The following is a 24218-nucleotide window of genomic DNA, read 5'->3' as shown; positions in this document are numbered from 1 at the left end:
GTAAAAACCTCCAGCCTGTCTGGTTGAACCTAAGCGTTGTGTAACAACTCAGCCTGCTTTTCGTACAGGCTGAGCACATGATCTGTGTTAGCCACGCCTGCAAGGATTTCTTTGGTCACGCTGTGCACGAATTTCTCCTCTTTGTCACGAGAATCCGCGCCTGCAAAAAAATCCACGTTGTATTTTGTGAATCGAACGATGTGAGTCAATTCGTGAGTCAGGATAAATAGCCCCAATGTCCACAGATCATGGCTGCCGGAGCGCAATAGGGCCAGCAGGATATTGGGGTCCTGCAACACAATGCCGTGCCGGTATCGCTGCTGATCGCCACCGACCTCAGTTCTGGGCCGGTATCGGATGACATGTGCGAAAACGTCCGGCTCGTAGAATCGTGCGCCGCCTTCCTTACAGGTGAAAATGCCGTATGGACTTCGCTCCCACTCACGCTGGGAAACACCAAAGTATTGTTGCGTCAGTTTCTCGGCCAAAGTAGCCGCTTTACTGATAGTGGAGCGATCGGAACTTGTAAAAGTTCCAGCGAATACCATGGAACACCGTCTACTTGTTCTTGTGGCGCTGCTTCGCGCGAAGTTTCTTGTGCTTATGCTTTCGCATTTTTTTCCGTCGTTTCTTTATTATGCTCCCCATTAACACCTCTCAGGCCTTTGTGAAGTATTCACCTGTATCATGTCCAGCCTGCTGTGTCAATTCTTTCAAAGTAACCCAAAAGCACACGGCTTGCCCGTGCCGCGCTCCATTCAGCTCGACGGGCAAATCGGAAATGAAACGTTAGTGCATTCGTTTCTTTAAGAAAGAATCACGCCAAACGAGCAATTATAATGTCGTGTGCCGTTGTTCCAGTATAACTCTCGGGAATAGTCCCGCAAAAGCCTTTAAAATATTGTTAACTACGGAGCGCCTCTTGTCAAGTGGCCCATGCCTGAAATCCGGTCCTGGAACCGGCAAACCCGGCATCGAATTCCAATCCGAGTTCCCCGCGGCAATGTGTAAACGGCTAACTGAGACCCGCTGAATGCCTCCGAGCACAGGTCAAGCTTGCCGTCGGCAGTGGGGGAATTGTGCCGCCGGATACGGCGAAGCCGCTTGTTCGCAGGGGCATTGGCATAAGCCGGAACGGCTTGACAGTCCCAGGGCGCTGTCCATGAGACGGACCGGCAATTTTCTTGACATTGATAGTAAAGTTAAATATAAAATAACTCAGATATTCTTCACACCCGAAACGTCTTTTTATAGAATCGCCGTTTACGAGGAAACGAGATGCGTATTACTACCACAAGCAGATATGGAGTCAGGGCGCTTTTCGATGTCGCCTACCACGGGGGAGGGCAACCAACCCAGATCAAAGACATTTCCAGACGACAAAAAATCTCCCAAAGATACTTAGAGCAGATATTCAACAAGCTCCTCAAGGCGGGCCTCCTCAAGAGCAGGAGAGGACCGCGTGGTGGATACATGTTGTCCAGGGACCCGGCCGAAATAAGCATCGGAGATATTATCGGAGCGGCTCAGGGGCCTATTATTCCTGTCAAGTGCCTGTCGGAAAACAATTGTCGTGGCAAAACCTGCGAGATTTTACCCGGGTGCATCACAAGGCACGTCTGGAAAGAGACGCAAAGACTTCTCGTGGATTACTACAAATCCGTCTCGATTGCCGACCTTTGCGCTCTGGCCCGCAAAAAGGGTGTTTCAAGGGACCTGGACCACAAGTACATGTATTTCATCTGATGGCATATCGGAAACCTTTTATGAGCCGCAAGGAAGGGTTACTTTCGTGCATAGGGGGAACTCCGCTCGTTCGACTGAGATTACCGGCAACGGACGGAGGCGCACAGGTTTGGTGCAAACTGGAGTTCATGAATCCAGGCGGTTCTTGCAAGGACCGAATGTGCTTGGCCATCGTGGAGGACATGGAGGCCAAGAGAATCATCAAGCCCGGAGACTGTCTGGTGGAGGCCTCGGCAGGGAACACCGCCATCAGCCTGGCCATGATCGCTGCAGCAAAAGGCTATTCCTTGGTATTGGTCATGCCGGAGACCGTTCCGGTTGAGCGCAGAAATCTTCTTGCCGCTTATGGGGCCCGGATAGTCCTTACTACTCCTTCGAACGGTATGAAAGGATCCATTTCTCGCGCTACGGAGATCCTTGATTCGAAGAGGCGCACCGTCATGATCAACCAGTTTGAGAATCCGCTCAATCCCGAGGCTCACCGACGCACCACCGCTGTGGAGATCTTGAATGACCTCGGGAGAGTCCCGGACGTGTTCGTCGCCGGTGTTGGAACGGGAGGGACATTTACCGGAGTGGGAGAGACCTTGAAAAAGGCGAACCCCGCCGTCAAATTGGTTGCAGTGGAGCCGGCGGAATCCTCCATCCTGTCGGGAGGAAACCCTGGACCCCACAGGATCTCGGGCATAGGCGCCGGGTTCATCCCCCGGAATCTGAACACGGATATTATTGACGAGGTGGCTGCCGTGAGCTACGAAGAAGCCGCCGCGACCGTCAAGATAATGGCGGAACAGGCCGGAGTCTACGCGGGACTTTCTTCAGGGGCTGCCGTCCATGAAGCTCTTCGCCGGGCTGAACGACTGAGTCCGGATAAGGTTGTCCTAACCATCTGTTGTGATACCGGAGAGAGATACGCCTGCTTCGGTCAATGACCGGCTGTTTACCATCAACAGTGCGTGGAGAGCCGGCTCGCGCGAGTCACCCCTTCCGACCGGTTCCTTTCTCACCAATACCACCGTTCCTTTGTCGATCCTTATGCACCGAGTTTTGTAGGGGCGCATGGCCGTGCGGCCCTGCCGGTGCAGCCTCTTGCGCGGTGAAACGGCAGACCGTGCCGGAAGGCCCAACTCCGGAATCCCCCTTGGATTTCGCGGCGTCTTGTGTCATACATCACAAAGGTGGCACGAGATCCAAAAGATGGGGTCCGGAAATCCTCGTATTCGTATCCTTTTGGTAAGGAATTTGGGATGAATCGTTTGAGAAAGATCTGCGTCATAACGTGCGCGATGAGTTGCCTGCTTTTGTCAGGCCCCATCATTGTGAGTCGAGGTCTCGCGGAAGATCGTGCGACTGCTGTCCGCGACGGCGCAGTAGGTTCCGTGAGCCGGTTCCTCGCTGCAAAAGTGACAAACAATGGTGAATCGCCGGCTGGCCGGCGGTCTTCAGACCCAGCGTTTTCGGCCGAACGAGAAGTAAGTCAGGCCCGAGTAATTCTTGCACAGAGGACCGAGCAACCAGATTCCAAAAAGAAACGCGGCGAACCTCAAACAACCTGGAAAAGCGGAGAATTGAAGATACTCGGTATCGGGATGGCAATCGGCGATGTTGACGGTGACGGAAAAAACGAAATAGTGGTCATCGATCCATCCAGAGTCTACTTGTATCGTCTGGAAGACGACAAGCTGAAACTGGTTACCGAGTATTCCGCAGGCAGTATGGAGCTGAAAACCGTTGATGTTGCGAAAATCCGCAAGCAAGGTCCGGCCAGGATCTACGTGAGCGCCCAAAACCGGGGATCCGTGGCGTCGTTCGTTTTGGAGTACCGAAACGGAGCTTTGGTCCCGGTTACGCAAGACTTCGGTTATTTCTTGCGAGTAATCAACTATCCCACCAAAGGACCAATCCTTCTCGGCCAACAGAAAGGGCCCAGGCGAATGTACGACGGCCCGATTTATCAGTTGACGGACAAAGGGGACGCCCTGGAGGTCCAAGGACGATTCGGGGTTCCGCTGAAGATACCGATCTTCGGTTTTGCGGTAGGCGATTTTGAGGGCAACCGAACACCCCTCATAGCTGTGTACGACAAGAGTGATCACCTTCGCATTTATGACCATTCCGGAAAGAGGCGCTATCTATCTAAGGAGTACTACGGAGGGTCGGACCTAATTCTGAGGTGGGGTGGTCCCGAGAGCAAGCGCGATGTGGATGAGGCCTTGCAGGAAGAGGACCTAGTTTTCTTGCGGCCCCGTATAATGGCGTTTGCTCCGACCGGAAGTTCAGTGTATCAAATTCTTGCAATCAACCACCACTCGAAAACCATGAGGCTTCTAGGCAGGACAAAGATGCTCGAAGAAGGGCAAGTAGTGGGGCTGGTCTGGAATGGCGACGCAGTAGAGGACAAATGGACCACCCCCAAGATTCAGGGAATGATCACGGATTTTGCCGTTGACACTCTGCCGGGTCTTCCTGGCGAGAGGCTGATAACGTTGGAACGCATGAAGACGGATTGGCTTGCGTTCTTGAGTTCCAGAAGCCAAATCCGAGCCTACGACCTGCAATCCCTTGTCCGAGAGGGAAGGAGATCCACATCATCCGGCACCGATTGACAGCGGAGGCCGCCCCCTAGTGGTCCGGCTGAAGGCCTTTCCTGATTTCCTCGCACAGGTTACGGCCTGTCTGACGAGCTTGCTCCAGGTACTCCGGGTGCTGCAGGACATCGCCTTCAAAATCCAGCCCTCTGTACAAGAGTGCCTGCCAGAGTTCCATGTCCAAAGGATCAAGAAAGTATTTCACCGTGAGGAGCGCCCCTTCGAAGAGCCTGCTTCCCTTAGTGGCGCCCACGGAAATAAACATCCCCTTGCGCTTTGGTGCGGATTTTTCCGACAATCGCTTTTCAATCCAATATTTTTTGACCCACAAAGACTGGCATCGATCCATCAAGATCTTGGTCTGTGCGCTCACGGTATAGAAGAAAATCGGTGACGCCAAAATGAGTCCGTGACAGGCCAGGAGTTGGTCGTAAACCTTCTGAAAGTCGTCTCTTATTACGCAGCGGCCGGATTCCTTGCAGCCATAGATTTCCAAGCAAGGCGAAATCTTCAGGTCGCGAAGAACCACCTCTTCTACTATTGCGCCGGCGTCTCTTGCTCCTCGGACAGCTTGTTCCAGGAGCAAGGAGGTGTTTCCCCTGCGCCGTGGACTCCCATAGATGGCCACGACCCGGATCGGTTCTTTCTCCTCATCGGCTTCTGACATGAAGAGCCACCCTTTCCGGAAAATGGAGGAATTCCTGCTTTGTCGGGGAATTAAGGAGAAGGATGTTTTACCAATTCGCCTTCATACAAGTGAGCATTGCGGGCATCCCGCGTCCCTGCCGGCCTTCATCAATGTTACATGATTGACCGCGAAATTGGCATTACCGCGGCCTCAACGTGTCGCCCAGGGAGACGAAGTCTCTTACAACCGAAAGGTACTGATCCATGAAGATTCGCAGGTCGCGGATGTACGTCTTGGGAACGAAAATCACGTCATAAGGCTTGACCAAAATCGCCTGGCCCATGTCACCCACATCAAGAATTCTTTTCAGGTCCACCCGGCGCCCAATAGGCTTGCCGTGGATGTCCTTGGAAACGAGAATTACGCTTGTCAGATCGGCAGTATCTGGCCTGGGGCCCCCGGCCATGGCCAGCGCGTGAAGAATCGTGATGGGCTGAGTAATGTCGAATGCCCCCTGAGATCCAACTTCACCCAAAACGTAAAACTTTCGGGATCTGGCTGCCGAGAGCTTCATGGATGCCACTACATGCTCAAGGGTGCCGTTCCTGTAAAGCCTGTTGACGGTTCTCTCCACATCCGGGACAGTGTGTCCTGCGCAGAGTATCCTTTCTTTCAAAAGAGGCAAATCAATGGTGCCGTCAGGCTTCACTATGAAAGAGGTTTGGCTGCCGCCCGTTAGAGTGGTCAGACCGCCAACCAGCTTGTTGATCTTTTCATAGAAATTGAGCACGTGGACCGTTACGAGCCTATAGTTTTTCAAGTCTCCGCGCGATTCGTCTTTGCTAAAGATCTTGGCCTCCACGAACCGCTGCTCTATCCTCTTGGCCAGCTCTTGCGGAGTGAGACCTGCTGCCTGGATTTCACCGATAGCCTGAAGGGTTATCATGCCGTCCGGACGAATGGTCACATCTTCATTCAACTGAGGGTCAAGGATGAACTTGATCGAGATCTTGTCCAAAGTGTCGAGCTTGTAGGTGCCGGTAGGTATGTTCCATTCAGTCAGAAACAGAAGGGTGAGTTCGTCACCGGGTCCCAGGCGGTAGTTCCGGCAAACGATATCAAACGCCTCTGCCAGGTCGTTGAGCTGAGGACTCTTCTGCGGCCCGGGCGATGGATTGAAAGGAGACGGTATCAGTCCGATACAGCCTGGGACGAGCAGGAGGGCGCAGAGGCAGGCCGTTGCGGCCAGGGTCATCCGTTTTGTAATATATTTGAACGACATCAAGTAGTTATCTCAATTATTTCCAAGATGAGATCTAAAACTTTGCATATCTTACCATAAATATAGGCTAAATGTAAATCTATTAATTTGCCGGACCGTGATCTTTCAGTTATCCGGGGCAACTGGTCTTTGTCCCGCTCAAAACGCGGGACTGGCTTAAGGAGAGTCCCATCAGTCACGCCGCAGGGTGATCGTCACCGGCGAACGCCGGGGACCATCCCGCGTTCATCGCGGGACTGGATTCCGGCTTTCGCCGGAATGACGGCAGCTTCTACCGAATCAAGGGAGGGCACCTGAATTCAACCACACTGCCCCCTATGGGGGCCGACGGCAAAGCCCTGTGCTATGCGGCTGGATGTTTACAAATAGGTATGATGCGGTGAGATTAGGCGGGTGGTCTCAACGGCACCCGAACATCAGTTCTCGCAATCCTTGTGTTCCTGACGCGCAGCATGAAAGACGGATTCCAAAATAATATCTGCGAACGTGTCGCACTCTTCCTTAGTTAACAGGTCGGCGGCTGAGGAAAGCACCAGGTGTAGTTGTCTGCAATAGATGAAGGCATACAGATTTATGTACGCATTTCCCGCAAGTTTGTATCCTGTGCCATAAACGTCGAAAACGTTTGCATCGCCGAGTTTTTTCAAGCAGGAATCCGGGCCCATTTTTTCATCCTTGAATTCCGGCCAGACAACCCCCAGGAATCCAACAGCGACGGAATATCGTTGAAATTCCATAAAGGTGCGGGCTACCGTGCGCCGAATTCCGAGAGGAAACAGCGAAAAGAACTTGGCGCCCCTTGCTATGGACTTCCGCAAGCTCAAATCGGCCTGCCTGCCGAGCTGTCTGAGGCGGGCTTGAGCCACCGAGCGCACAAATTCCGGATAATCGCTTCTCTGCTCAGGCGGAGAGTTAAAGAAGATGGCGGAACTGTAGTTTTTTTCCTCTGCTCCACCAAACCGTTCCCGCATATTGACAGTCATGACACTCGAAGCAAAGCCCGGTGCAACCTGCCGCGCCGCGTTCCATTTGTCCAAGGAAATATTGGCACATGCCACCAGATGGTCCACTACGTGAAGCCCGCTTGTTGAAAGGCCCTTGAGAATTCGGTCGGTGTCCTCCGTAGACACAAGCCTTTGCACCTGCCATTCTCTCGGATCGCCCTTCCTGCCGTTCCCCTGGGGTTTTTGGGGCTTTCTTTTGCGGTAGGCCAAGTCTCGCTTTAGCTGCGACCAAAGGCCTTTCCAGCCCGCTTTCCTGGGGCTTGATGCTTTTTTCCTCGACGTTGAAAGCACGTAACGAGGTGTGGCCCAGGAAGGGGTCTCGCCAGTGGTCATGTTATGGTACTGCCCCAAAATCTCGCTGACGACCTTGACCACCATAGCCGCATCACCGGCCACATGATGCGCTAGGAACGTCAGAACGCGATGGTTGTGACCAATATTCAGGATATGAACTTCCAGGGGAGGCACGTTCCAATGGTCCCACTGCTTGTCGAGGGCCGGGGTCAGGTGTGACACAACATCGTCGAAGGTTGTAGGCGAATCAGTTGAAACCCTAAGGGGGGTCGAGAAAATAGGGATGTCCAGGTCCTGTTTGTAATCGCGGGTAAGGTAGAACGCCCGCCCTTCGTGTATTTCACGCAGGACGCTCTTATAATTGCGACAAATCGAGGCCCCTTTATTCACGGCCAATTTGAAGGCAGCTTCATCAAACGGGCCTCCCGTTTCCACGGCCATCAGCATTATGTTCTTTGTGTTGCCATAGCTCGTCAAGGCCATAATATCTGTTATGATGTCCACTGGTTCTTTTTGCTGCATAAAACCTCGCACCCTGGTTGAATTGTCTGAATCCTATTAGTTTTACCCGGACATGGCAGCAAGTCAACGAGAAGTGTCCTCGGCCGTAAGAATTCAGTATGGGATGGATAAGTATCCTCCGTGGTGATGTCAATGATTCGTGGGTCAGGCTTTCCAGCCTGCCATCATTGGGATCTCAGAACAGGCAGGCTGGAAAGCCTGGCCCACAAAAGCAGTGTCTCACCCTAAAGAAAATATATGTCGCGCCCCAGCCTTGAAACTTTCCGCCGCGATACGCATCACATTCAATAACGCGTAGACTCCATTAAGAAAGGGATACGCAATTATTGCGGGTATACGTTTCACTTATTGGTTTTCAAGGGAATTGCATTTGTTTACCCCTTGAGGGGGGATTATCATGGGCAGGAGAAAAATTGATTTGAGGGACTTTCTCGCCGACCTCAGGTGCGGATCGAGCGCTCAGCATCTCATGGCCAAGTACAATCTCGACGCCATAATGATTGAAGGCATCTGCCGGAAACTTAACCGGCCGGACTTGACCGCCGCTCTTGAACTTTGGGAGTCCGGGAAGCTCACGGAAGCAGAGTTTAGTAGGGCTTTCTCAGAAGTGCAGGCTTGTTTCGATGGGGATGAATGATCCGATCACTCAGGATCATTGGTTTAGAGTGACCTACCAATTCTTTGTCGCTGCCTCATGCTGATTCGCTTTCGAACAAGTGGCGCCAAGGTCCCGGTGGGACAGGCATCTTGCCTGTCTCTTGCAGGCAGGCGGGCCGCACGCCCCATCATTCCTTGTCTAGTTTTGTCAACTGTTTGATGCCGCGTTGGTATCAGACTTTCTACGATCCAAACCACGACCAGGGATATTCTTCAATGTCGGGCCATCGTTTCAACGGGTTGCCAAGAATATATTCTGCTTTCTCCATCAGATCTGCATCATCTCTAACGATCCGGTCAAAGTATTCATCCTGCCAAACTGGAGTAGGTCTTTTCCGAAGTCTTCGCAGTCCCTTGGCAGTAAACGACTTCCACGAATGAAGTATCTGGTGCAGGGCATGTGTGGACAACGGAAGCACCAGCACATGCACATGATCATCCATGACGACATAGGCAAGCAGTTCGTACCGCAGGCCATCGAAATGTCTGATCGTGTCGACCACTAAAGTCTTTTCGTCGGGATGGAGAGGAGGCTGGGGCTTTGCAAGACGCCAGGTAACAAAGTAAACACAACCTTGCATTCGCCAATGCGGGAGTTTCCGCCGGCAAGTTGTGAATTCAGGTGTCTCCATATGGGAAGAGCCCCTTTTTTAAGACGTGACAGGCAAGATGCCTGTCCCACCATAATACCTCTCGAACCGGCAAGCCCTCAAAAACGCAGTCGAAGGGCTAACACCGGCGGGACAGGTCCTGGTGGGACAGGCCCTCCCGGCCGACTATTGGTCGATGGCTTGAGCCGGTATGGTGAAGTAAAAGGTGGAGCCCTTACCGTATTCGGATTCGACCCAGATCCGCCCTCCGTGACGTTGCACAATCTTCTTGGCGATAGCCAATCCGATTCCGGTTCCCTCGTATTCCGTTCGTGTGTGCAAGCGCTGGAAGATACTGAAAATGCGATCCGCATATTCCTTCTCGAATCCGATGCCGTTGTCTTCGATGGAAAACACCCATTCGCCTTCATGTTCGGCCGCGGACACATGGATTTTCGGCGGCTTATCAGCCCGGAATTTGATGGCATTGCCGAGCAGGTTCTGAAATAGTTGGGTCAATTGCATCTCGTCGGCCGTTAATCTTGGTAGCGGATCATAGGTTACGACGGCCTGACTCTCGGAGATCGCGGTACGGAGATTCGCGAGGCTTGATTCGATGACTTTTTGGCAATCTACGAGCTTGAAAGGCTTGGCAAGGGTCCCTATACGCGAGTAGGCCAGCAATGCCTCTATAAGGGCCTGCATCCTTGCAGCGGAATCCACCGCGTACCCAATGTACTTATCGGCCTCGGATCCGAGCCGATCTTTGAATTTCTTGTCCAGCAGTTGAACGCAACTGATGAGGTTGCGCAAAGGCTCCTGGAGGTCATGTGAAGCCACGTACGCGAATTGTTTCAACTCTAGATTTGACCGTGCCAACTCCTCGGCCTGAAGTGCCAGGGCTTCCTCGGTCTCTTCCCTTTTGGCTCGCGACCTCAAAGCCCCAATCCCGAAACTCAAATCCTCGGCCAATTGTTCCAGAAGATCTACTTCTTCCCCGTCAAAAGCATCCGGATTCGTCGACCAGACGGCCAGCCCTCCTATGACCTGGCCCTCCACGAACAGAGGCAACGCCATAAGCGACACATAACCTCGTTTGGATGTCTCAGGCCAGTACGCCGCGAGGGGAGGGCATTCTGACAAGTCCCTCAAAATACTGCTTTTACCGGTTCGTATCGCCTGTCCCATAGGTCCTTGGCCGCTTGGCTTGTTTTCATCCCATGTCACTCCGGCTGCCCGCAAATATCCATTCTCAAATCCTGCATGCGCGACCGGCTGCACGGTCTTGGCCCGGTCATCTACCGCAAACCCTGCCCAGGCCATGCGATAGCCGCCGGCCTGAACAATGACGCGACAGGCTGCGTCCAACAGGGATGATTCGTCTGTGGCGCGTGCGAGGGCTCGACCGAACTCGCTCAGAGTTCTCAGGGCCCTGGTGGTACGGAGCAGCGTCTCCTCCCCGCGTTTGCGATCCGTTATGTCCGACGCCGCAATTCGAACTTCGCTGGTACGGCCCTCAAGAGTCTTGACGGCCAGGGAGTCCAGGTGGGCATCGAAAACCGATCCGCTGAGGCTGACAAACCTGAGGTCGCAACTCTCGGCGTCTACGTCCTCGGCCATCCTCTTAAAACACATGAAATACGCGTTGCGGTCGTCTTCGTGGACAAAGCGCGACAACGGCTGTTTTATCAGAGAGCTTGCATCCGCCCCCAAGAGGCCGGCTCCGACGATGTTGGCCTCCATTATCAGGCCCTTAGGATCGAGAGTAAAGTATCCGACAGGCGCAGAGTCGAAGAGATCCCGGTACTTGTCCCGTGCCTCCGCAAGTTCCAACTCTGCCCGAAGAAGCTCCTCGTTTTGCATCCGGAGTTCGATCTCATGGACCTGCAACTCGTGGATCACCTCTCGCATGTGCTCTGGGGATAAGTTCGATGGATCTACGTCTAGCGCGGAAGTTTGATGTAGTTTATTCTCTGCGTATTCCCTGAGAGTCGCGGGCTTCTTCTCTGGATCGTCACGATGTTTCATTATTCACCGGTCGGCTTCTAACACTAATTCTTGTGGCATTCGCTTTAGTCCTGCCGGAATCAAACGGAAACTGGGTCGGCTCCTAATAAGTCGAGCTAAACAGGAAATTAATAATTTAAACTAGTATATACAATAAATTATAGCTCCTCGCAAGATCAATGTAAAGGCGAAAGGGCGGTTGTCCCTGCCGGCCTAGCTCGAAGCCAGGTTGGTTTGTTTGCTCAGGCTACCGGCACGGAGGCCGGTAGCTACGAATATGGAGGATTCTTCATAGTCGGGCATTGGTTTTAGCGCTTGCCATGGTGTGGATGCGCGGCTTCCCAATTCCTATCGTAGGGCCGGCGTCCCTGCCGGCCTCCTCACCACGAGACATCACACCAGGCCCACTCGTATTCCTCAAGTTCAGGCCACCTTCTTGCAGGGTTCTGCGAAATATAATTGACCTTGGCTGTAAGTTCTTCTTCGTCTCTAACAATCCTATCAAAGTACTCGTTCTGCCAAATCCTTCCGGTTCTCCCAAAATTTCTTTGCAGTCTATTGGCTGTAAAGGATTTCCAGGTGTGGACAATTTCCTCCAATGAGAATTTCTCGATGGGCGCCGCCAGAACATGCATGTGGTCATCCATCACAACGTATGCCAACAAATCGTATCGCACCCCGGCGAAGTCCTTTACCGCATCTGCTACAAGGTTTCTTTCCTCGGGTTGGAGCGGGGGCTGCGAAGCGGCCAAACGCCAAGTGATAAAATAAATGGAACCGTCCAATCGCCAGTGCGGAAGCCTTCTCTTGTATATAGTCAGGATCGGGGTCTTCATGAAATGCCGATGGTCCTTATTGATTGGTTTGTTTGTTCATAGACTACCGGCACGGAGGCCGGTAGCTACGAATATTTAAGATTGTTGGTCGAAATCAAGCGATGGTTTGAGCAATTCTCCTCGTAGGGCCGGCGTCCCTGCCGGCCATGCCCGAAGGCAGGTTGGGATGTTTTTTTCATACTACCGGCACGGAGGCCGGTAGCTACGACGGAGGCCGGTAGCTACGACGGAGGCCGGTAGCTACGAATATTTAAGATTGCCGGTCGGAATCAAGTTAGTGATTTGAGCAATGGTCCTCGTAGGGCTGGCGTCCCTGCCGGTCCATCTAGAACAGATACCCAATTTACCGTCATTCAGATGCGGCATTAGATTTCTTCTCGGAAATATCTTCCAGAGCCATCAGGATCATTTGCGGGAACTCAGGGGAGATTTCGAGACACCTGGCGTTAACCAGCATTACCCGTTTCCCTATTGTCTCAAACTCGTGCTCCACTCTGAAGTCCTCTACTACGGTCTTCTTAGGAAGGATTTTTTCCAGCAAATCTCGCAACGCCGGAATGTCCCATTGACGGTTGCCCAAATCGTAAAGCCGCTTTCCTTCCGTTTCTTTCGCTGTTACCTGAAAGCTCCGGTAAAACCAATGGTTGGCTGAAATAACCCTCAAGTCTTCATCCAGGACCAGCAGAGGCTCATGCACAGTGTTGACAATGGCTTCGGACATTTCGCGCCCGCACTGCGCGGCCTGCTCCATTTCCTTGAGCGCGGTGATATCCGTAAAAGTAACCACAATGCCGTCTATCACGTCGTCCAGGGTGCGGTAAGGCATGATTCGCATCAGATGCCATTTACCGTCCTTTGCTTTGACTTGCGCTTCTTTGGGGACAAGGGTGTTGAGGACATTTTCCGCATCCTCGACAAGATCGCCATAATTTAGATTGGAGGCAATGTGGCTGACCGGGCGGCCAACGTCTGTCGGGATCAGGTTGATAATCTTCTTTATGGTAGGGGTGAAACGTCGAATATTAAAGTTGATGTCCAAAAATATGGTGCCTATTCCCGTGCTCGCCAAGAGGTTGGCCATATCGCCGCTGGCCTCTGACAGCTCATCTATCTTCTGCTGCAATTCCGCGTTTACCGTCACCAGCTCTTCGTTTAGGGATTGCAGCTCTTCCTTGGAGGTCTCCAACTCTTCGTTGGTGCTCTGAAGCTCCTCATTGGAAGACTGAAGCTCTTCGTTCGTTGACTTGAGTTCCTCGTTTGAGGATTCCAGCTCTTCGATAGTCGTCTGAAGATATTCTCTGGTGGACCTGAGTTCGTGCTCCAGCTCCTGGATCCGTTTCCGGCCGCGACCTCGCAAGGCCGCGCCCGTTTTGCCGCCCTCTTCTTCGGTTGTTTCGGGTCTCAGATCTTCAAAGACCACCATCAATAGCCCTTTCATGGGAGGAGGCTCTTCGATACGCTTCACCACCAAATTGATCAATTGCTGTACGCCGTTTGTTTTTACCCGCAAACCTGCGCAGCGCACCTCATTTCCTTCAGACGCGGCTTTTCGCATAGCATGGGCAAGCTCCAATTTCAGGCCTTCACGGGCCATGTCGACCACGTTGCCGCGGAATTGCCCGGAGGCCGGTTCCAGATATTTTCCCGTCCTGCCGTGGACATATACGATGTCGCTCTTCTCGTCGACGATCACTCCCGCTGGGGAGTAGTTTTCCAGCATCGTCTTTTCCACCCACTCGCGATAGCTGATCTTCTCGACAACCTGAGCGGGTGCCTCCTCCCGCGACGACCGGGCAACTCCAATCACGGGGGGGACCTCAAACTCAATCATTACCCGGCGTGACGGTGAGTAACTGTGCCGGAAGATCTTTGACTTTCTATCCACGGCAGGAAATACGTTCACCAACCCGTCGACGGATTCCGAACCGCCAAGAAAAAGAAGGCCTTCTTGTATCAGGGAGTAATGAAACCGCCAGAGGACTTTTTTCTGCAGCTCCTGCTCAAAGTATATCAGGAGGTTTCTACAGCTTATAAGATCTATTTTGGAAAAGGGCGGGTCTTTGGTCACGTCTTGCACGGCAAACACGATCATGTCGCGAATATCTTTGCTCACTCGATACGAATTGTCCTCCATCACAAAAAACCGCTTCAGGCGCTCGGGCGGGACATCAATACTAATATTGCCCAGATACATGGCTCTACGAGCTGTTTCTACGGCTGTCGCACTGATGTCGGTGGCGAAAATCTGGACCGCGAAGTTCTTCTTGAGCTTGTCCATGACCTCCCGAAGGATCATGGCAATTGAATAGGCCTCCTCGCCTGTAGCGCACCCCGGAACCCAAATTCTCACCGGCTGGCCGCTCCCACGTTTCTTAAGCAAAGAAGTCAGGGGGTTCTTGAGGACTTCAAATGCGTCCGGGTCTCGGAAGAAATTTGTCACCCCGATGAGAAACTCTCTGAAGAGAGTTTCTGATTCCTGGGGGTTATTCTGTACGTAAGAGAGGTAGTCCTTCAGATTGTCAAGTTGATGGACAGCCAGCCTTCTCTGAATGCGTCGGAGCACAGCGCTGCGCTTGTAGTCCGAGAAGTCATGCCCTGTGCGAGTTCTGACGGCAATGAATATTTTTTCGAGCAAGTCCGGTGCGTGTGGAAGACGAATGACGCGCTTTCGGCGGCCCGGGCCGAACGCGTGTTCGACGTACGCGGCGAGCTGCCTGGGCATCTTGTCCGGCGGCAGTATGTAGTCTACCATGCCCGTGGATATGGCGCTTCTGGGCATCCCGTCGTACTTGGCCGATTCCGGTTCCTGAACCATGCACATACCGCCCTCGCCTTTGACGGCCCGCAACCCGAGGGTCCCTTCGGTTCCCGTTCCGGACAGCACCACGCAAATCGCCCGCTCCTTCTGATCCTCCGCGAGGGACCGGAAAAAGAAGTCTATCGGCATTCGGTGGCCAGTGGGAGCCGGGGGTTCAAAGAGATGGAGCTTCCCATTCAATGTTGCCATGTACGAGTTGGGAGGAATGACGAAGACAGTGTCAGGCGTCACCTTCATACCATCTTCGACCTCGACCACCTTCATGCGGGTATAGCGTCTTATCAGCTCCACCAGGATACTCTTCCGCGTTGGGTCCAAATGCTGAACCAGGACAAAGGCCATGCCGGTGTCCGGCGGCATGTTGTTGAACAACAGTTGGAAGGCCTCCAAGCCACCCGCGGAAGCTCCGACGCCGACGATGGGGAAGTTGGCGGCGCTTTCTGCAACCGCCGCGTTCCGCAGCTTCTTGGGCCGCTTCGCAGCCGGTCGTACCACGGGAAGATTAGCCTTCGCTGCCTTCTTCTTGGGAGAGGCGGCCGTTTTGGTTTTCTTTGCAGCGGATTGCGCTTTGGGGGGAGGGCTAGTCGCGCGCTTAGCCATGTCGGCCTCCGTGGTTTGTCCCGAGGGATCTTGGTGGCTCACGTTCCGGCTGTTCACCTGGACCGATTCTACTCCGATAGACGGGAATTGTCCTAAGAAAGAATGTGGTGGAGTGGTTCGGTTGGTAAGAATGAGCCTCCACCAGTCTGGCGTCCCGCAATTAGTTTTCAAATCCCTGATTTGGCCAGTACGCGAGTCAATGTCATTGCTAGTAGCGAAGTCCCGCGTTCCGCGGGAAAGCAATCTCCCGCCCTTGTTCTACAATTCCTTGGAATTGCTGCGCTGCGCTCGCAATTGACACAAAGCCGGTCCTCCTCCGCCTCGTCAGAGTTCACAGAGAGGCTCGAATGGCCGGTTATAGCAGTTTTCAAAAGTAATGACGCTTTGAATTGTGGGTGCCACTGCTGGCTCGTCCAGCAGTGCGATCCCGGTGAGAAATACCTTCTGAGACTCACTATATGTAAGTTATTTGCGGGTCCGTCTCGTTCCCAGGCTCCAGCCTGCGAATGCGTGTCGTCCGGGCTCTTGCCCGGACATCCTCCGGCCCGCGTAGGATGCGGTGATCGCCCGGAACGGTCTCGCGAAACGCGGGATTCGCCTTGTCCAACTCTGTTTCCCCGAGCGGTGCGGTTCCCCCGGCTTCCGCACGGGGTCGCCACATCCAACTCCGACTTATGCCCTCGTAGGGCGGGCGCCAGGCGCCATCATTTCGGCGGGAGTTTTACGATCTCGAACCAAAAGCCCTCGATTGTCTTTATCACCTTGGTAAACTGATCGAGATCTACCGGCTTCGTAATGAAACAGTTCGCGTGCAACTGATAGCTGTCCAGAACGTCTTCCTCCGCTTTTGAAGTGGTCAGTACGATTACGGGTATGTCCTGTAGCGCGGGGTCGTTCTTGATTTCCGAGAGGACCTCACGGCCGCCTTTTCTCGGCAAGTTCAGGTCCAGGAGAATCACATCGGGCCGCGGCGCATCGGCATAGTCCCCTTTGCGGCGGAGAAACTCGATCGCTTCTTCGCCGTCTTGTACCACGCTCAAATTGTTGCAGACCTTTCCTTCTTTTAGGGCCTCGCGAGTAACTATTACGTCCATAGGATTGTCTTCGACCAATAAGATCTCCACCGGTTTGGGGTTCAAACGCATGTTGTAGGCTCGCTCCTTTCAGGATTTTGCAGAATAAGAAGTTGAACCTTTACTCTGTTACGATCTCAACCAAATCCCCCGTCAGCTTGATTCACAGCATCCTACCCAGGCTCTCCGGCTCTGGGAGCCGCCAAGTCTATGGCGGACACCAGAACCATCTTCAATGACTCTTCGTGGCCCGGGACAGCACACCACCTGAGCCACGCGTAGACTTCGCCGCCATCCAGCGCGTGGAGCATTACTTGTCGCTGCCCTGAAACCTTGCCGTCTGCTATTCCTGTGAGGAATTGCACCAAGCAGTTACGGGCCCTCTCGCCGAAAACCCGGGCGAAATCCGCGAAAAACGTTTCCTTGCTCTGGGCCCTGAATAGTTTCAAAGCAGCGGCATTTGCGTCGACGAACCGTATCTTCCGGGCGGATTGGGCTAAACCTTCCGGATGATCCTTGAAGTACGCCCGCAAATCCGCAATCCCGGAAACCTTCAATGCATCCACGTACGCCTTTAACTCTGAGGAGTCGTGACACCACAAGGCGACGGGTGAGTGCTCAAAGAAGGACCGGTACATTTCCAGGCTTTTGGGGGCGTCCGGGGATGGGCCAACGCTGTCGGCAGGTATTCCGCCCAGTTGTTCCCCTCCACTGGAGAACTCATCGCTCGGTTCCTCAGCGAAACCTCCGAGTTGGTCCTGGATCTCCGACACACTCCTGCGGAGGGCCGTCAGCTCATCGATCAGCCATCTTTTGGAATCTTCCCCGTCGGCCATGGCGAGGACCTTCCTGTTATCTTGGTATTCGATCGGTAATGGGGTAGTTTAAGTCCAAGGCAACCTTTCAGCACGGCCATCGCGGTAGCAACGGGAAATTCCGAACTACGCGCAAATGGGGTACGGCGCATCACGCGGAACGTGATGTCCTCCTGAGGCGCGGCACGCCTCACACCGTACAAGAAGACCGAAGATGGCTTCCTTTCGCTGAACGGTTACATCTCAAGGCAATGGGGTGAAACAGTTGTAAACAAATTGGGACTGGAAATCAACGTAAGAATGATTTGGATCTGCAAATGCACGCGGAATGCCACGGTCCGATAATAACAATTCCCAAACGAACGTGGCTCGGGGCAAGCTCGGTGACTTGTGTGGACAAGCGGAGCTGCTGGGCTTCGGCGATGCCCCAACTGTAGGGGCAGGCCCCCGGAAACTGTCTCAAAATTAGTGACCGGAGGATTTCTTATGTAGGGGCGCTTCGAGAAGCGCCCTGATGTCGGGCGGTTCACGAACCGCCCCTACCGGTGCCATCGCAGAATCCTCGATTCTGAGACGGTTTCCCCGTGCCTGCCCAGGGCGGGCGTGGGAGCCCGCCCCTACCGAACCTGGCGTCATCGGTCACGAATGCAATTCTGGTGTCACCATAGTCGGGAATTTGAGTAATAGGAAACGGAATCATGCACTTGGCAAATAAGAGGCTGCTAGCTGGTCATCATCCAGAGCTGCATCTCTAATTCCTGTACGGCGCGCATGGCGTGCGCCCGTATTAGGGCGACCACCGGTCGCCCCTACTATGATTTCCGCGAAAGTGGGCATTATTTGCAAAGTGAACAATTCTGATAAGAAATAGAGGGAGAAAAGCATGCGAATCGCAATGTACGGAGTTGGCGGTGTGGGGGGATACTTCGGCTGGCGACTGGCTCAGGCTGGAGAAGATGTGGTGTTTGTAGCGCGCGGAGACCAGTTGAAAGCCCTGAAAAGCACTGGGCTCAGGGTGGACACGCCCGATGGGAATTCTTCGATGCTGCCGGTCAAGGCGGAGGAAGACCCTGCCGGGATAGGGCAAGTAGATGCTGTGATCCTAGGAGTCAAGGCCTGGCAGGTCAGTGATGCCGCTCATGCGATACGTCCTATGATCGGCCCCGACACCTTTGTGGTACCGCTGCAAAACGGAGTGGACGCTCCGGCTGAGTTGGCCAAGGTGCTGGGACCGGAGCATGTTTTCGGCGGCCTGTGCTATATCGTGGCGCTTAGAGTAGGTCTCGGGCACATTCGCCACGCGGGTATGGAACCTCAAGTAATCTTCGGTGAATTGGACAACAGCTTGACCGAACGAGCGAAACGGCTCCGAACTGCATTCTCAAATGCTGGAGTAAAGGCCGAAATCCCGCCGGACATCCGTATGGCCATGTGGCAGAAGTTTCTGTTTATAGCCACATTGAGCGGCGTGGCCGCGGTGACCCGCGCCCCCGCCGGCATCGTACGAAGCGTTCCTGAAACGAGGCGCATGCTGGAACGCGTAGCAAAAGAAGTTACCGCGGTTGCCAAAGGGCTCAGCGTGGAACTGAGTCCAGACGCGGTGGCACTGACAATGACCTTGATCGACAACCTGCCTGCGGGGGGAACAGCCTCCATGCAGAGAGACATTATGGAAGGCCGACCCTCCGAGCTTGCGTCCCAAAGCGGCGCTGTAGCCCGCCTCGGCTTGGAAGCGGGAGTCCCCACGCCCATGAATTCCTTCATTTACAGTGCATTACTCCCTCTGGAGATGCGCGCCAGGGGAGAGATTGAGTTTTGATGCTGATTTCGCGGGACCGCGGCCACGGGCCGCCCTACGGGACAAGAGTGCTTGAAAGAGGCGGATTTGTAGGGCGGGCCGTGCCCGCCGCAAAGGTGTACGCCCTGTCGGGGCCAAGACGGCGGCCACGGGCCGCCCTACGGGAAAAGAGTGCTTGAAGGAGGCGGATTTGTAGGGCGGGCCGTGCCCGCCGCAAAGGTGCACGCCCTGTTTGGGCGAAGATGGCGGCCACGGGCCGCCCTACGGGAAAAGATGCTTGAAAGAGGCGGATTCGTAGGGCGGGCCGTGCCCGCCGCAAAGGTGCACGCCCTGTTTGGGCGAAGATGGCGGCCATAGGCCGCTCCACGAGTGAGAACCCAATGCCAAACTATAGACGACAATATTTTGGTACCGCCTGGTTTTTCACGGTCGTCACTTTCAGGCGAAGTCCCCTCTTTGGTAATGAGACGGCGCGTGCTTGCCTGCTCGAAGCTGTTGATTACTGCCGGGAAAGATACCCATTTGTCATCGGGGGCTGGGTGTTGTTGCCGGATCATATGCACTGCATCTGGCACCTCGAAGATCGGGATACTGATTTCTCGCGGCGGTGGAGCATTATCAAACGCAAGTTCACGAAGGCTTTTCGTGAGCGAGGTAACCAGGAACCACCCTTTTGGCAAAAGCGTTTTTGGGAGCATTGCATCCGTGATGAGCGAGATTACGAGAACCATTTGAATTACATTCACTTCAACCCGGTAAAGCACGGATATGTGCGGTGCCCTAATGAATGGCAATGGACGTCTTTTCACAGTTATGTCGAGAAAGGCGTATATCTCGCGGATTGGGGCTCGTGCGTCGAGATTCCCCTCGATATTGGCAATGAGTAGCGCCATGCCCGCCGCAAAGGTGTGAGGCCTGTTGGGGCCAAGACGGCGGCCACGGGCCGCCCTACGGGAAAAGATGCTTGAAGGAGGCGGATTTGTAGGGCGGGCCGTGCCCGCCGCAAAGGTGTGAGGCCTGTTGAGGCGCAGAGGGCGGCCACGGGCCGCCCTACGGGAAAAGATGCTTGAAAGAGGCGGATTTGTAGGGCGGGCCGTGCCCGCCGCAAAGGTGTGAGGCCTGTTTGGGAGCAGATGGCGGCCACGGGCCGCCCTACGGGAAAAGAGTGCTCGAAGGAAGCGGATTTGCAGGGAGGGCCGTGCCCGCCGCAAAGGTGTAAGCCCTGCTGAGGCGAAGATGGCGGCCACAGGCCGCCCTACGGGAAGAGAGTGCTTGAAGGAAGCGGATTTGTAGGGCGGGCCGTGCCCGCCGCAAAGGTGTACGCCCTGTTTGGGCGAAGATGGCGGCCACGGGCTACGATTGAAGGTGGTCCGCGTCTTCCCCGAAAAACGAATCATATATCTTCCGAATTGAGTCGGTGACCTCGAAGTAGTCCTGCAAAAATAGGCCTTCCCCATTCTCTCCGTACCCGAGCCGTCGGGCCAGCCCTTTGAGCTTTTCGCCTCTCAGCGGCAGACTGTTCACGCTGCGTTGTTCCATGATGCGCAGGCGATCTTCCAGGTTGCTCAGGAAGCGGTAACCTGAATCGAGTGTTCGGAAAGTCCCGCGGTCTATCAAGCCGGCGGCATAGAACTCGGCCAAGGCCTCCAGAGTGTTGTTGACGAGAATCGAGGGACTGACGCAAGCATGCTTCAATATGTTAGCTTGAACGAAAAACTCCACGTCCACCAATCCGCCGTGGCCTGTTTTCAGATCCACGCGCAGTTCATCCTCGACGGCCAGTTCGCTTTGCATCCTTTTTCGCAACCGATCGATCTCCCGAATGTCCTCGGAGGAGATCCGTGTGCGCATTATGCAATCCCGGATAATTTGTTCTACCTCTCCGGCGAGTTCAACCGGTCCGGTCACGGGACGAGCCTTTGTCAGGGCCTGCTTCTCCCACAGTTCCGATGTGGTCTTGTGATAATCCCTGAAGGAGGACAATGAGGAAACCAGAGGTCCTTTGTTTCCGGAGGGTCTCAGCCTGGTGTCTATGGCAAAGACGGTCCCTTCCGCCGTGGGCACGGTGAGGATGGAAATTATGCGGCTGGCAAGCCTGGTAAACCATTCATGAGCCGAGAAGCGCCCGATCTGCGCAGAGGGGAAGTCGTACACGAAAATGACATCCAGGTCCGAAAGGTATGTCATTTCCATTCCGCCAAGCTTGCCCATACCAATGATTACGAACGGAAGTGACTCGACCGCATCGAATCCGCCGAATTTCCGAGTCATCTCCTCGAACGCGATCCGCACTGCGGCCTCCAGGCAGGCTTCAGCAAGCTCGGTCACCAGCCATCGAGCCGCCGGAGATTCGATTTCCCCTGATAAGTGCCGAACGCCTATATTGAGCATCTGTTCGTGTTTGAACCGGCGCAGAACATCCAGCGCGGATTCAAGGTCTTCACAATATGCAAGCCGTTCGGACAGCTCCGCCTCCAGATCTGCCTTTTCCAGGGGATGCTTTTGTGCCCCGCGAGCGATGAGGGAATCAAGGGCCTGGGGATGATGGATAAGAAGCTCCGTAAAGAACTTGCTCTCTCCCAGAATGTTTATCAGAAACCCGACCGTCGGCGGGTTTTCCAGCAAGGTCGAAAAATAGGCCGCGTGTGCGGTTAGGGAATCTATGAAACTATCGAGAGCGATCAAGGCCTGTCTTGGTTCGGGCATTTTTGCAATTTCTTCGAGGAAGAGGGGGGCGAGGCGCTCAAGGAGCCTGCGTCCCTTTTCGGACGGGATCTTGCTTTCCGGAGGAACGATCAGATTCCTGAGGATGGGATAAGATCCGGCCAGTCCTTCCAGCCCGTACTCGGCCAGCATGGCCTCAGTTGCTTTCTCGTCCTCAATATTTTCCGCTATGGCCTTTGTTCTGGCCGACACCTGCTGGAATGTTTCATCGCCTGCATGATAGAACAGCGTGGAAAATAACTCCTCCACGATTTTCCGATGCCTGTCCAGGTCGGATAGAAACGTCTCCAGCGCCCCATCTTTGTAACCCATTCTCCTGGCCAACTCTTCCTGATCTTCCCGAGTTCTGGGCAGTTCATGGGTCTGGAGCTGATGGTTGATCTGGATGCAGTGTTCGGTCTTGCGAAAAAAGAGATATGCGGCCTTCAGATTCGCGACGGTTTGCTCTTCGAGAAGGTCGGTCTCCTCGAGCAGATCAAGGGCCTTGAGCGTGCTCGGTGAGCGCACGCGGCCGGTCCTTCCGGCATTAATCAACTGCAACGTCTGGACAAAGAATTCGATCTCCCTGATACCACCTTGTCCAAGCTTGATGTTGACCACGGGTTTTCTTCGGAGTTGGCTCTCTATGCCCAGCTTCATCACCCGCATATCCTCGAGGGTCGAATAATCCAGGTACTTTCGGTAAAGGAACGGCTCCAGCTCAGCAATGAACTCCTGTCCCAAGTCCACGTCCCCCGCGATCGGGACCGCCTTCATAAGAGCAGCCCTTTCCCAGGTCCTGCCCCAACCCAGATAGTAATCCAAGGCGTTGTTGACCGATGGGACAAGTTCCCCCTTTTCACCTTCAGGCCTCAACCGCAAATCCACTCGGAAAACGAATCCGTCCTCCGTGACTTCAGATAGCGATCGGCTGACAGACTGGGCCAGCGTCTCATAGTACTTTGCAACGGTTACGCTCGCCGGCCCCTGGGTCTGGCCTTCCTCAGGTCCTCGCAGGTACATGATGTCCACGTCTGACGAGAAATTCAGCTCTTTGCCGGAGACCTTTCCCAGGCCCATGACCACGAAGCCGGTGTCCTCCTCGACACCGGGTGGCAGTCCGTGCTTGGCATTCAGTCTCCGCTGATGGAAAGACACCGCGGCCTGAATGGACGCGGCCGCGAGGTCTGAAAGCTCTTCCATCACTTCCACGACGCCTGCCAGCCCGGCCAAATCCCTACAGCCTGTGCGAAGATAGTCCTCCTCCTTGTATAGCCGCAGGACCCTATCCAGACCGTCTGTCTCACTAATTCCGCCCAGGCGTTCTCGAAGTTCTCGATCCTTGTTGCCGCGGCTTTTCCGCAACTCGTATCCCCGGGAAAGGAACAGCGATTCCAGCAAGTGTGGATTGCGAAGAAGTATGGAAAAAAGAAACCTCGATCCTCCCACCACCGCCAGGAACGGCATTCTCATCTCTGAATCGCAAAGGATTGTGGTCACCAGTCCTGTCGAGGGCGCTCGAAGCAGATCATCCATGCGGCCGGCTGTGGCTTTGGCATTGGGGCTATCAAGGATCTCGGCAGTCAGTTGTGTTCTTGTTTCAGAAGCAAGCCGGGACATGAAATCCGCGAGCGCGGGAAGATTGAGCGTTATGTCGGTGAGTTGAGGTTCAGCGGCCATGCCGATCATTTTCCGACAAAAGGCGGGTCAATTCAACCTCCAGAGGGCATACTATTTCTCCGCACGACCAAACCTTGCGGGCATCGGGTCCTCTTCGGTAATTATGGGCGTGGTCAAGGATTCCAGCATTGCTGTCGTGACGCCGCATCCTTCCTGCTTCGTTCCCTCTATATCCACCCTTCGGACACCGCAGGATGGGCTCCCTTCCTTAAAGATTACAAAGTCGGGCTGGACCAGTTTGCACACTCGCAGGACTTCTTCGGCCCCGCGGAGAAAAGCATCGGTCCTGTCATTTCCCGCGGTGTCGATGATTCGCGCGGCCTCTTTTAGTACAGTCCTACCGTCTCCACCTACAAACCGGCAAGGGGACCTAGGCACACCCAGTCCGCCGAGAATCTCCGGGCAACAAGGGACCAGCACCGCGTTCCTCGCTAGCTCTTCCAGGAGAGGATGAGGCCGGGGGTTCCCATCGTATCGGACCCGCAGACCTGCGAGGCAACCGCTTATGAGAATTCTGGGGTTCATGCTCCCTTAACAGTCACCGTTTGCATCCAAACGGAGAAATCGGTGTGACGGC

Annotated in this window: 19 protein-coding genes; 6 read left to right on the top strand and 13 right to left on the bottom strand. The window is 54.3% G+C overall.

The features are described 5' to 3' along the window. Positions 1-29 precede the first annotated feature (29 nt). Positions 30-548 carry a hypothetical protein gene (locus HY913_06775; GenBank protein MBI4962959.1) on the bottom strand — a complete coding sequence of 173 codons (519 nt, stop codon included), beginning with the start codon at positions 546-548 and terminating at the stop codon, positions 30-32. 10 nt (positions 549-558) lie between these two features. Then, on the bottom strand, positions 559-648 hold the full coding sequence (locus tag HY913_06770; protein MBI4962958.1) for an AURKAIP1/COX24 domain-containing protein: 90 nt from the start codon (positions 646-648) through the stop codon (positions 559-561). Between the two features lie 630 nt (positions 649-1278). Here HY913_06770 and HY913_06765 point away from each other — a divergent pair. The 3 genes from HY913_06765 to HY913_06755 all read left to right on the top strand — a co-directional run bounded on the left by HY913_06765 (position 1279) and on the right by HY913_06755 (position 4352). Then, positions 1279-1746 carry an RrF2 family transcriptional regulator gene (locus HY913_06765; GenBank protein ID MBI4962957.1) on the top strand — a complete coding sequence of 156 codons (468 nt, stop codon included), beginning with the start codon at positions 1279-1281 and terminating at the stop codon, positions 1744-1746. A gap of 20 nt (positions 1747-1766) precedes the next feature. Continuing rightward, positions 1767-2678, top strand: coding sequence for a cysteine synthase A (gene cysK / locus HY913_06760; GenBank protein ID MBI4962956.1), 912 nt, complete (start codon positions 1767-1769; stop codon positions 2676-2678). A 315-nt stretch (positions 2679-2993) separates the two neighbouring features. Then, entirely contained in the window at positions 2994-4352 is a 1359-nt protein-coding gene (locus HY913_06755; GenBank protein ID MBI4962955.1) for a VCBS repeat-containing protein, read from the top strand. A 16-nt stretch (positions 4353-4368) separates the two neighbouring features. Here the strand turns inward: HY913_06755 and HY913_06750 are convergent, their stop codons facing one another. From HY913_06750 to HY913_06740, 3 genes are all read right to left on the bottom strand, one after another. Continuing rightward, positions 4369-5001 carry a flavodoxin family protein gene (locus HY913_06750; protein MBI4962954.1) on the bottom strand — a complete coding sequence of 211 codons (633 nt, stop codon included), beginning with the start codon at positions 4999-5001 and terminating at the stop codon, positions 4369-4371. Between the two features lie 160 nt (positions 5002-5161). Further along, entirely contained in the window at positions 5162-6217 is a 1056-nt protein-coding gene (locus tag HY913_06745) for a polysaccharide biosynthesis/export family protein (protein ID MBI4962953.1), read from the bottom strand. Between the two features lie 443 nt (positions 6218-6660). Further along, positions 6661-8064 (bottom strand): hypothetical protein, encoded by a 1404-nt coding sequence (locus HY913_06740; protein MBI4962952.1) that lies wholly within the window; start codon positions 8062-8064, stop codon positions 6661-6663. A 397-nt stretch (positions 8065-8461) separates the two neighbouring features. Here HY913_06740 and HY913_06735 point away from each other — a divergent pair, with 397 nt between their 5' ends. Continuing rightward, positions 8462-8701 (top strand): hypothetical protein, encoded by a 240-nt coding sequence (locus HY913_06735; GenBank protein MBI4962951.1) that lies wholly within the window; start codon positions 8462-8464, stop codon positions 8699-8701. 202 nt (positions 8702-8903) lie between these two features. Here the strand turns inward: HY913_06735 and HY913_06730 are convergent, their stop codons facing one another. The 6 genes from HY913_06730 to HY913_06705 form a co-directional block, all read right to left on the bottom strand. After that, positions 8904-9353, bottom strand: a complete 450-nt coding sequence (locus HY913_06730; protein ID MBI4962950.1) for a transposase — start codon at positions 9351-9353, stop codon at positions 8904-8906. Between the two features lie 144 nt (positions 9354-9497). Beyond that, on the bottom strand, positions 9498-11339 hold the full coding sequence (locus tag HY913_06725) for a GAF domain-containing protein (GenBank protein ID MBI4962949.1): 1842 nt from the start codon (positions 11337-11339) through the stop codon (positions 9498-9500). A 359-nt stretch (positions 11340-11698) separates the two neighbouring features. Further along, a complete protein-coding gene (locus tag HY913_06720) occupies positions 11699-12154 on the bottom strand; it encodes a transposase (protein MBI4962948.1) in 456 nt (151 codons plus the stop codon). Positions 12155-12503: 349 nt separating this feature from the next. Next, positions 12504-15572: a PAS domain-containing protein gene (locus tag HY913_06715; protein MBI4962947.1), complete on the bottom strand. Its 3069-nt coding sequence runs from the start codon at positions 15570-15572 to the stop codon at positions 12504-12506. Between the two features lie 704 nt (positions 15573-16276). Next, positions 16277-16717 carry a response regulator gene (locus HY913_06710; GenBank protein MBI4962946.1) on the bottom strand — a complete coding sequence of 147 codons (441 nt, stop codon included), beginning with the start codon at positions 16715-16717 and terminating at the stop codon, positions 16277-16279. Between the two features lie 101 nt (positions 16718-16818). Further along, on the bottom strand, positions 16819-17481 hold the full coding sequence (locus HY913_06705; GenBank protein MBI4962945.1) for a PAS domain-containing protein: 663 nt from the start codon (positions 17479-17481) through the stop codon (positions 16819-16821). An 862-nt stretch (positions 17482-18343) separates the two neighbouring features. Between HY913_06705 and HY913_06700 the strand changes: the two genes are divergently transcribed. After that, entirely contained in the window at positions 18344-19279 is a 936-nt protein-coding gene (locus HY913_06700) for a 2-dehydropantoate 2-reductase (protein ID MBI4962944.1), read from the top strand. A 359-nt stretch (positions 19280-19638) separates the two neighbouring features. After that, a complete protein-coding gene (locus HY913_06695; protein MBI4962943.1) occupies positions 19639-20145 on the top strand; it encodes a transposase in 507 nt (168 codons plus the stop codon). 466 nt (positions 20146-20611) lie between these two features. On the opposite strand, the gene glnE is transcribed toward HY913_06695, so the two are convergent. Beyond that, positions 20612-23641 carry a bifunctional [glutamate--ammonia ligase]-adenylyl-L-tyrosine phosphorylase/[glutamate--ammonia-ligase] adenylyltransferase gene (glnE, locus tag HY913_06690; protein MBI4962942.1) on the bottom strand — a complete coding sequence of 1010 codons (3030 nt, stop codon included), beginning with the start codon at positions 23639-23641 and terminating at the stop codon, positions 20612-20614. Between the two features lie 51 nt (positions 23642-23692). Next, positions 23693-24166 (bottom strand): DUF523 domain-containing protein, encoded by a 474-nt coding sequence (locus HY913_06685; protein MBI4962941.1) that lies wholly within the window; start codon positions 24164-24166, stop codon positions 23693-23695. Positions 24167-24218 lie beyond the last annotated feature (52 nt).

The organism is Desulfomonile tiedjei (genome assembly GCA_016212925.1).
Taxonomy (GTDB): Bacteria; Desulfobacterota; Desulfomonilia; order Desulfomonilales; family Desulfomonilaceae; genus JACRDF01.
This window is presented reverse-complemented; position numbering and strand designations above follow the sequence as displayed.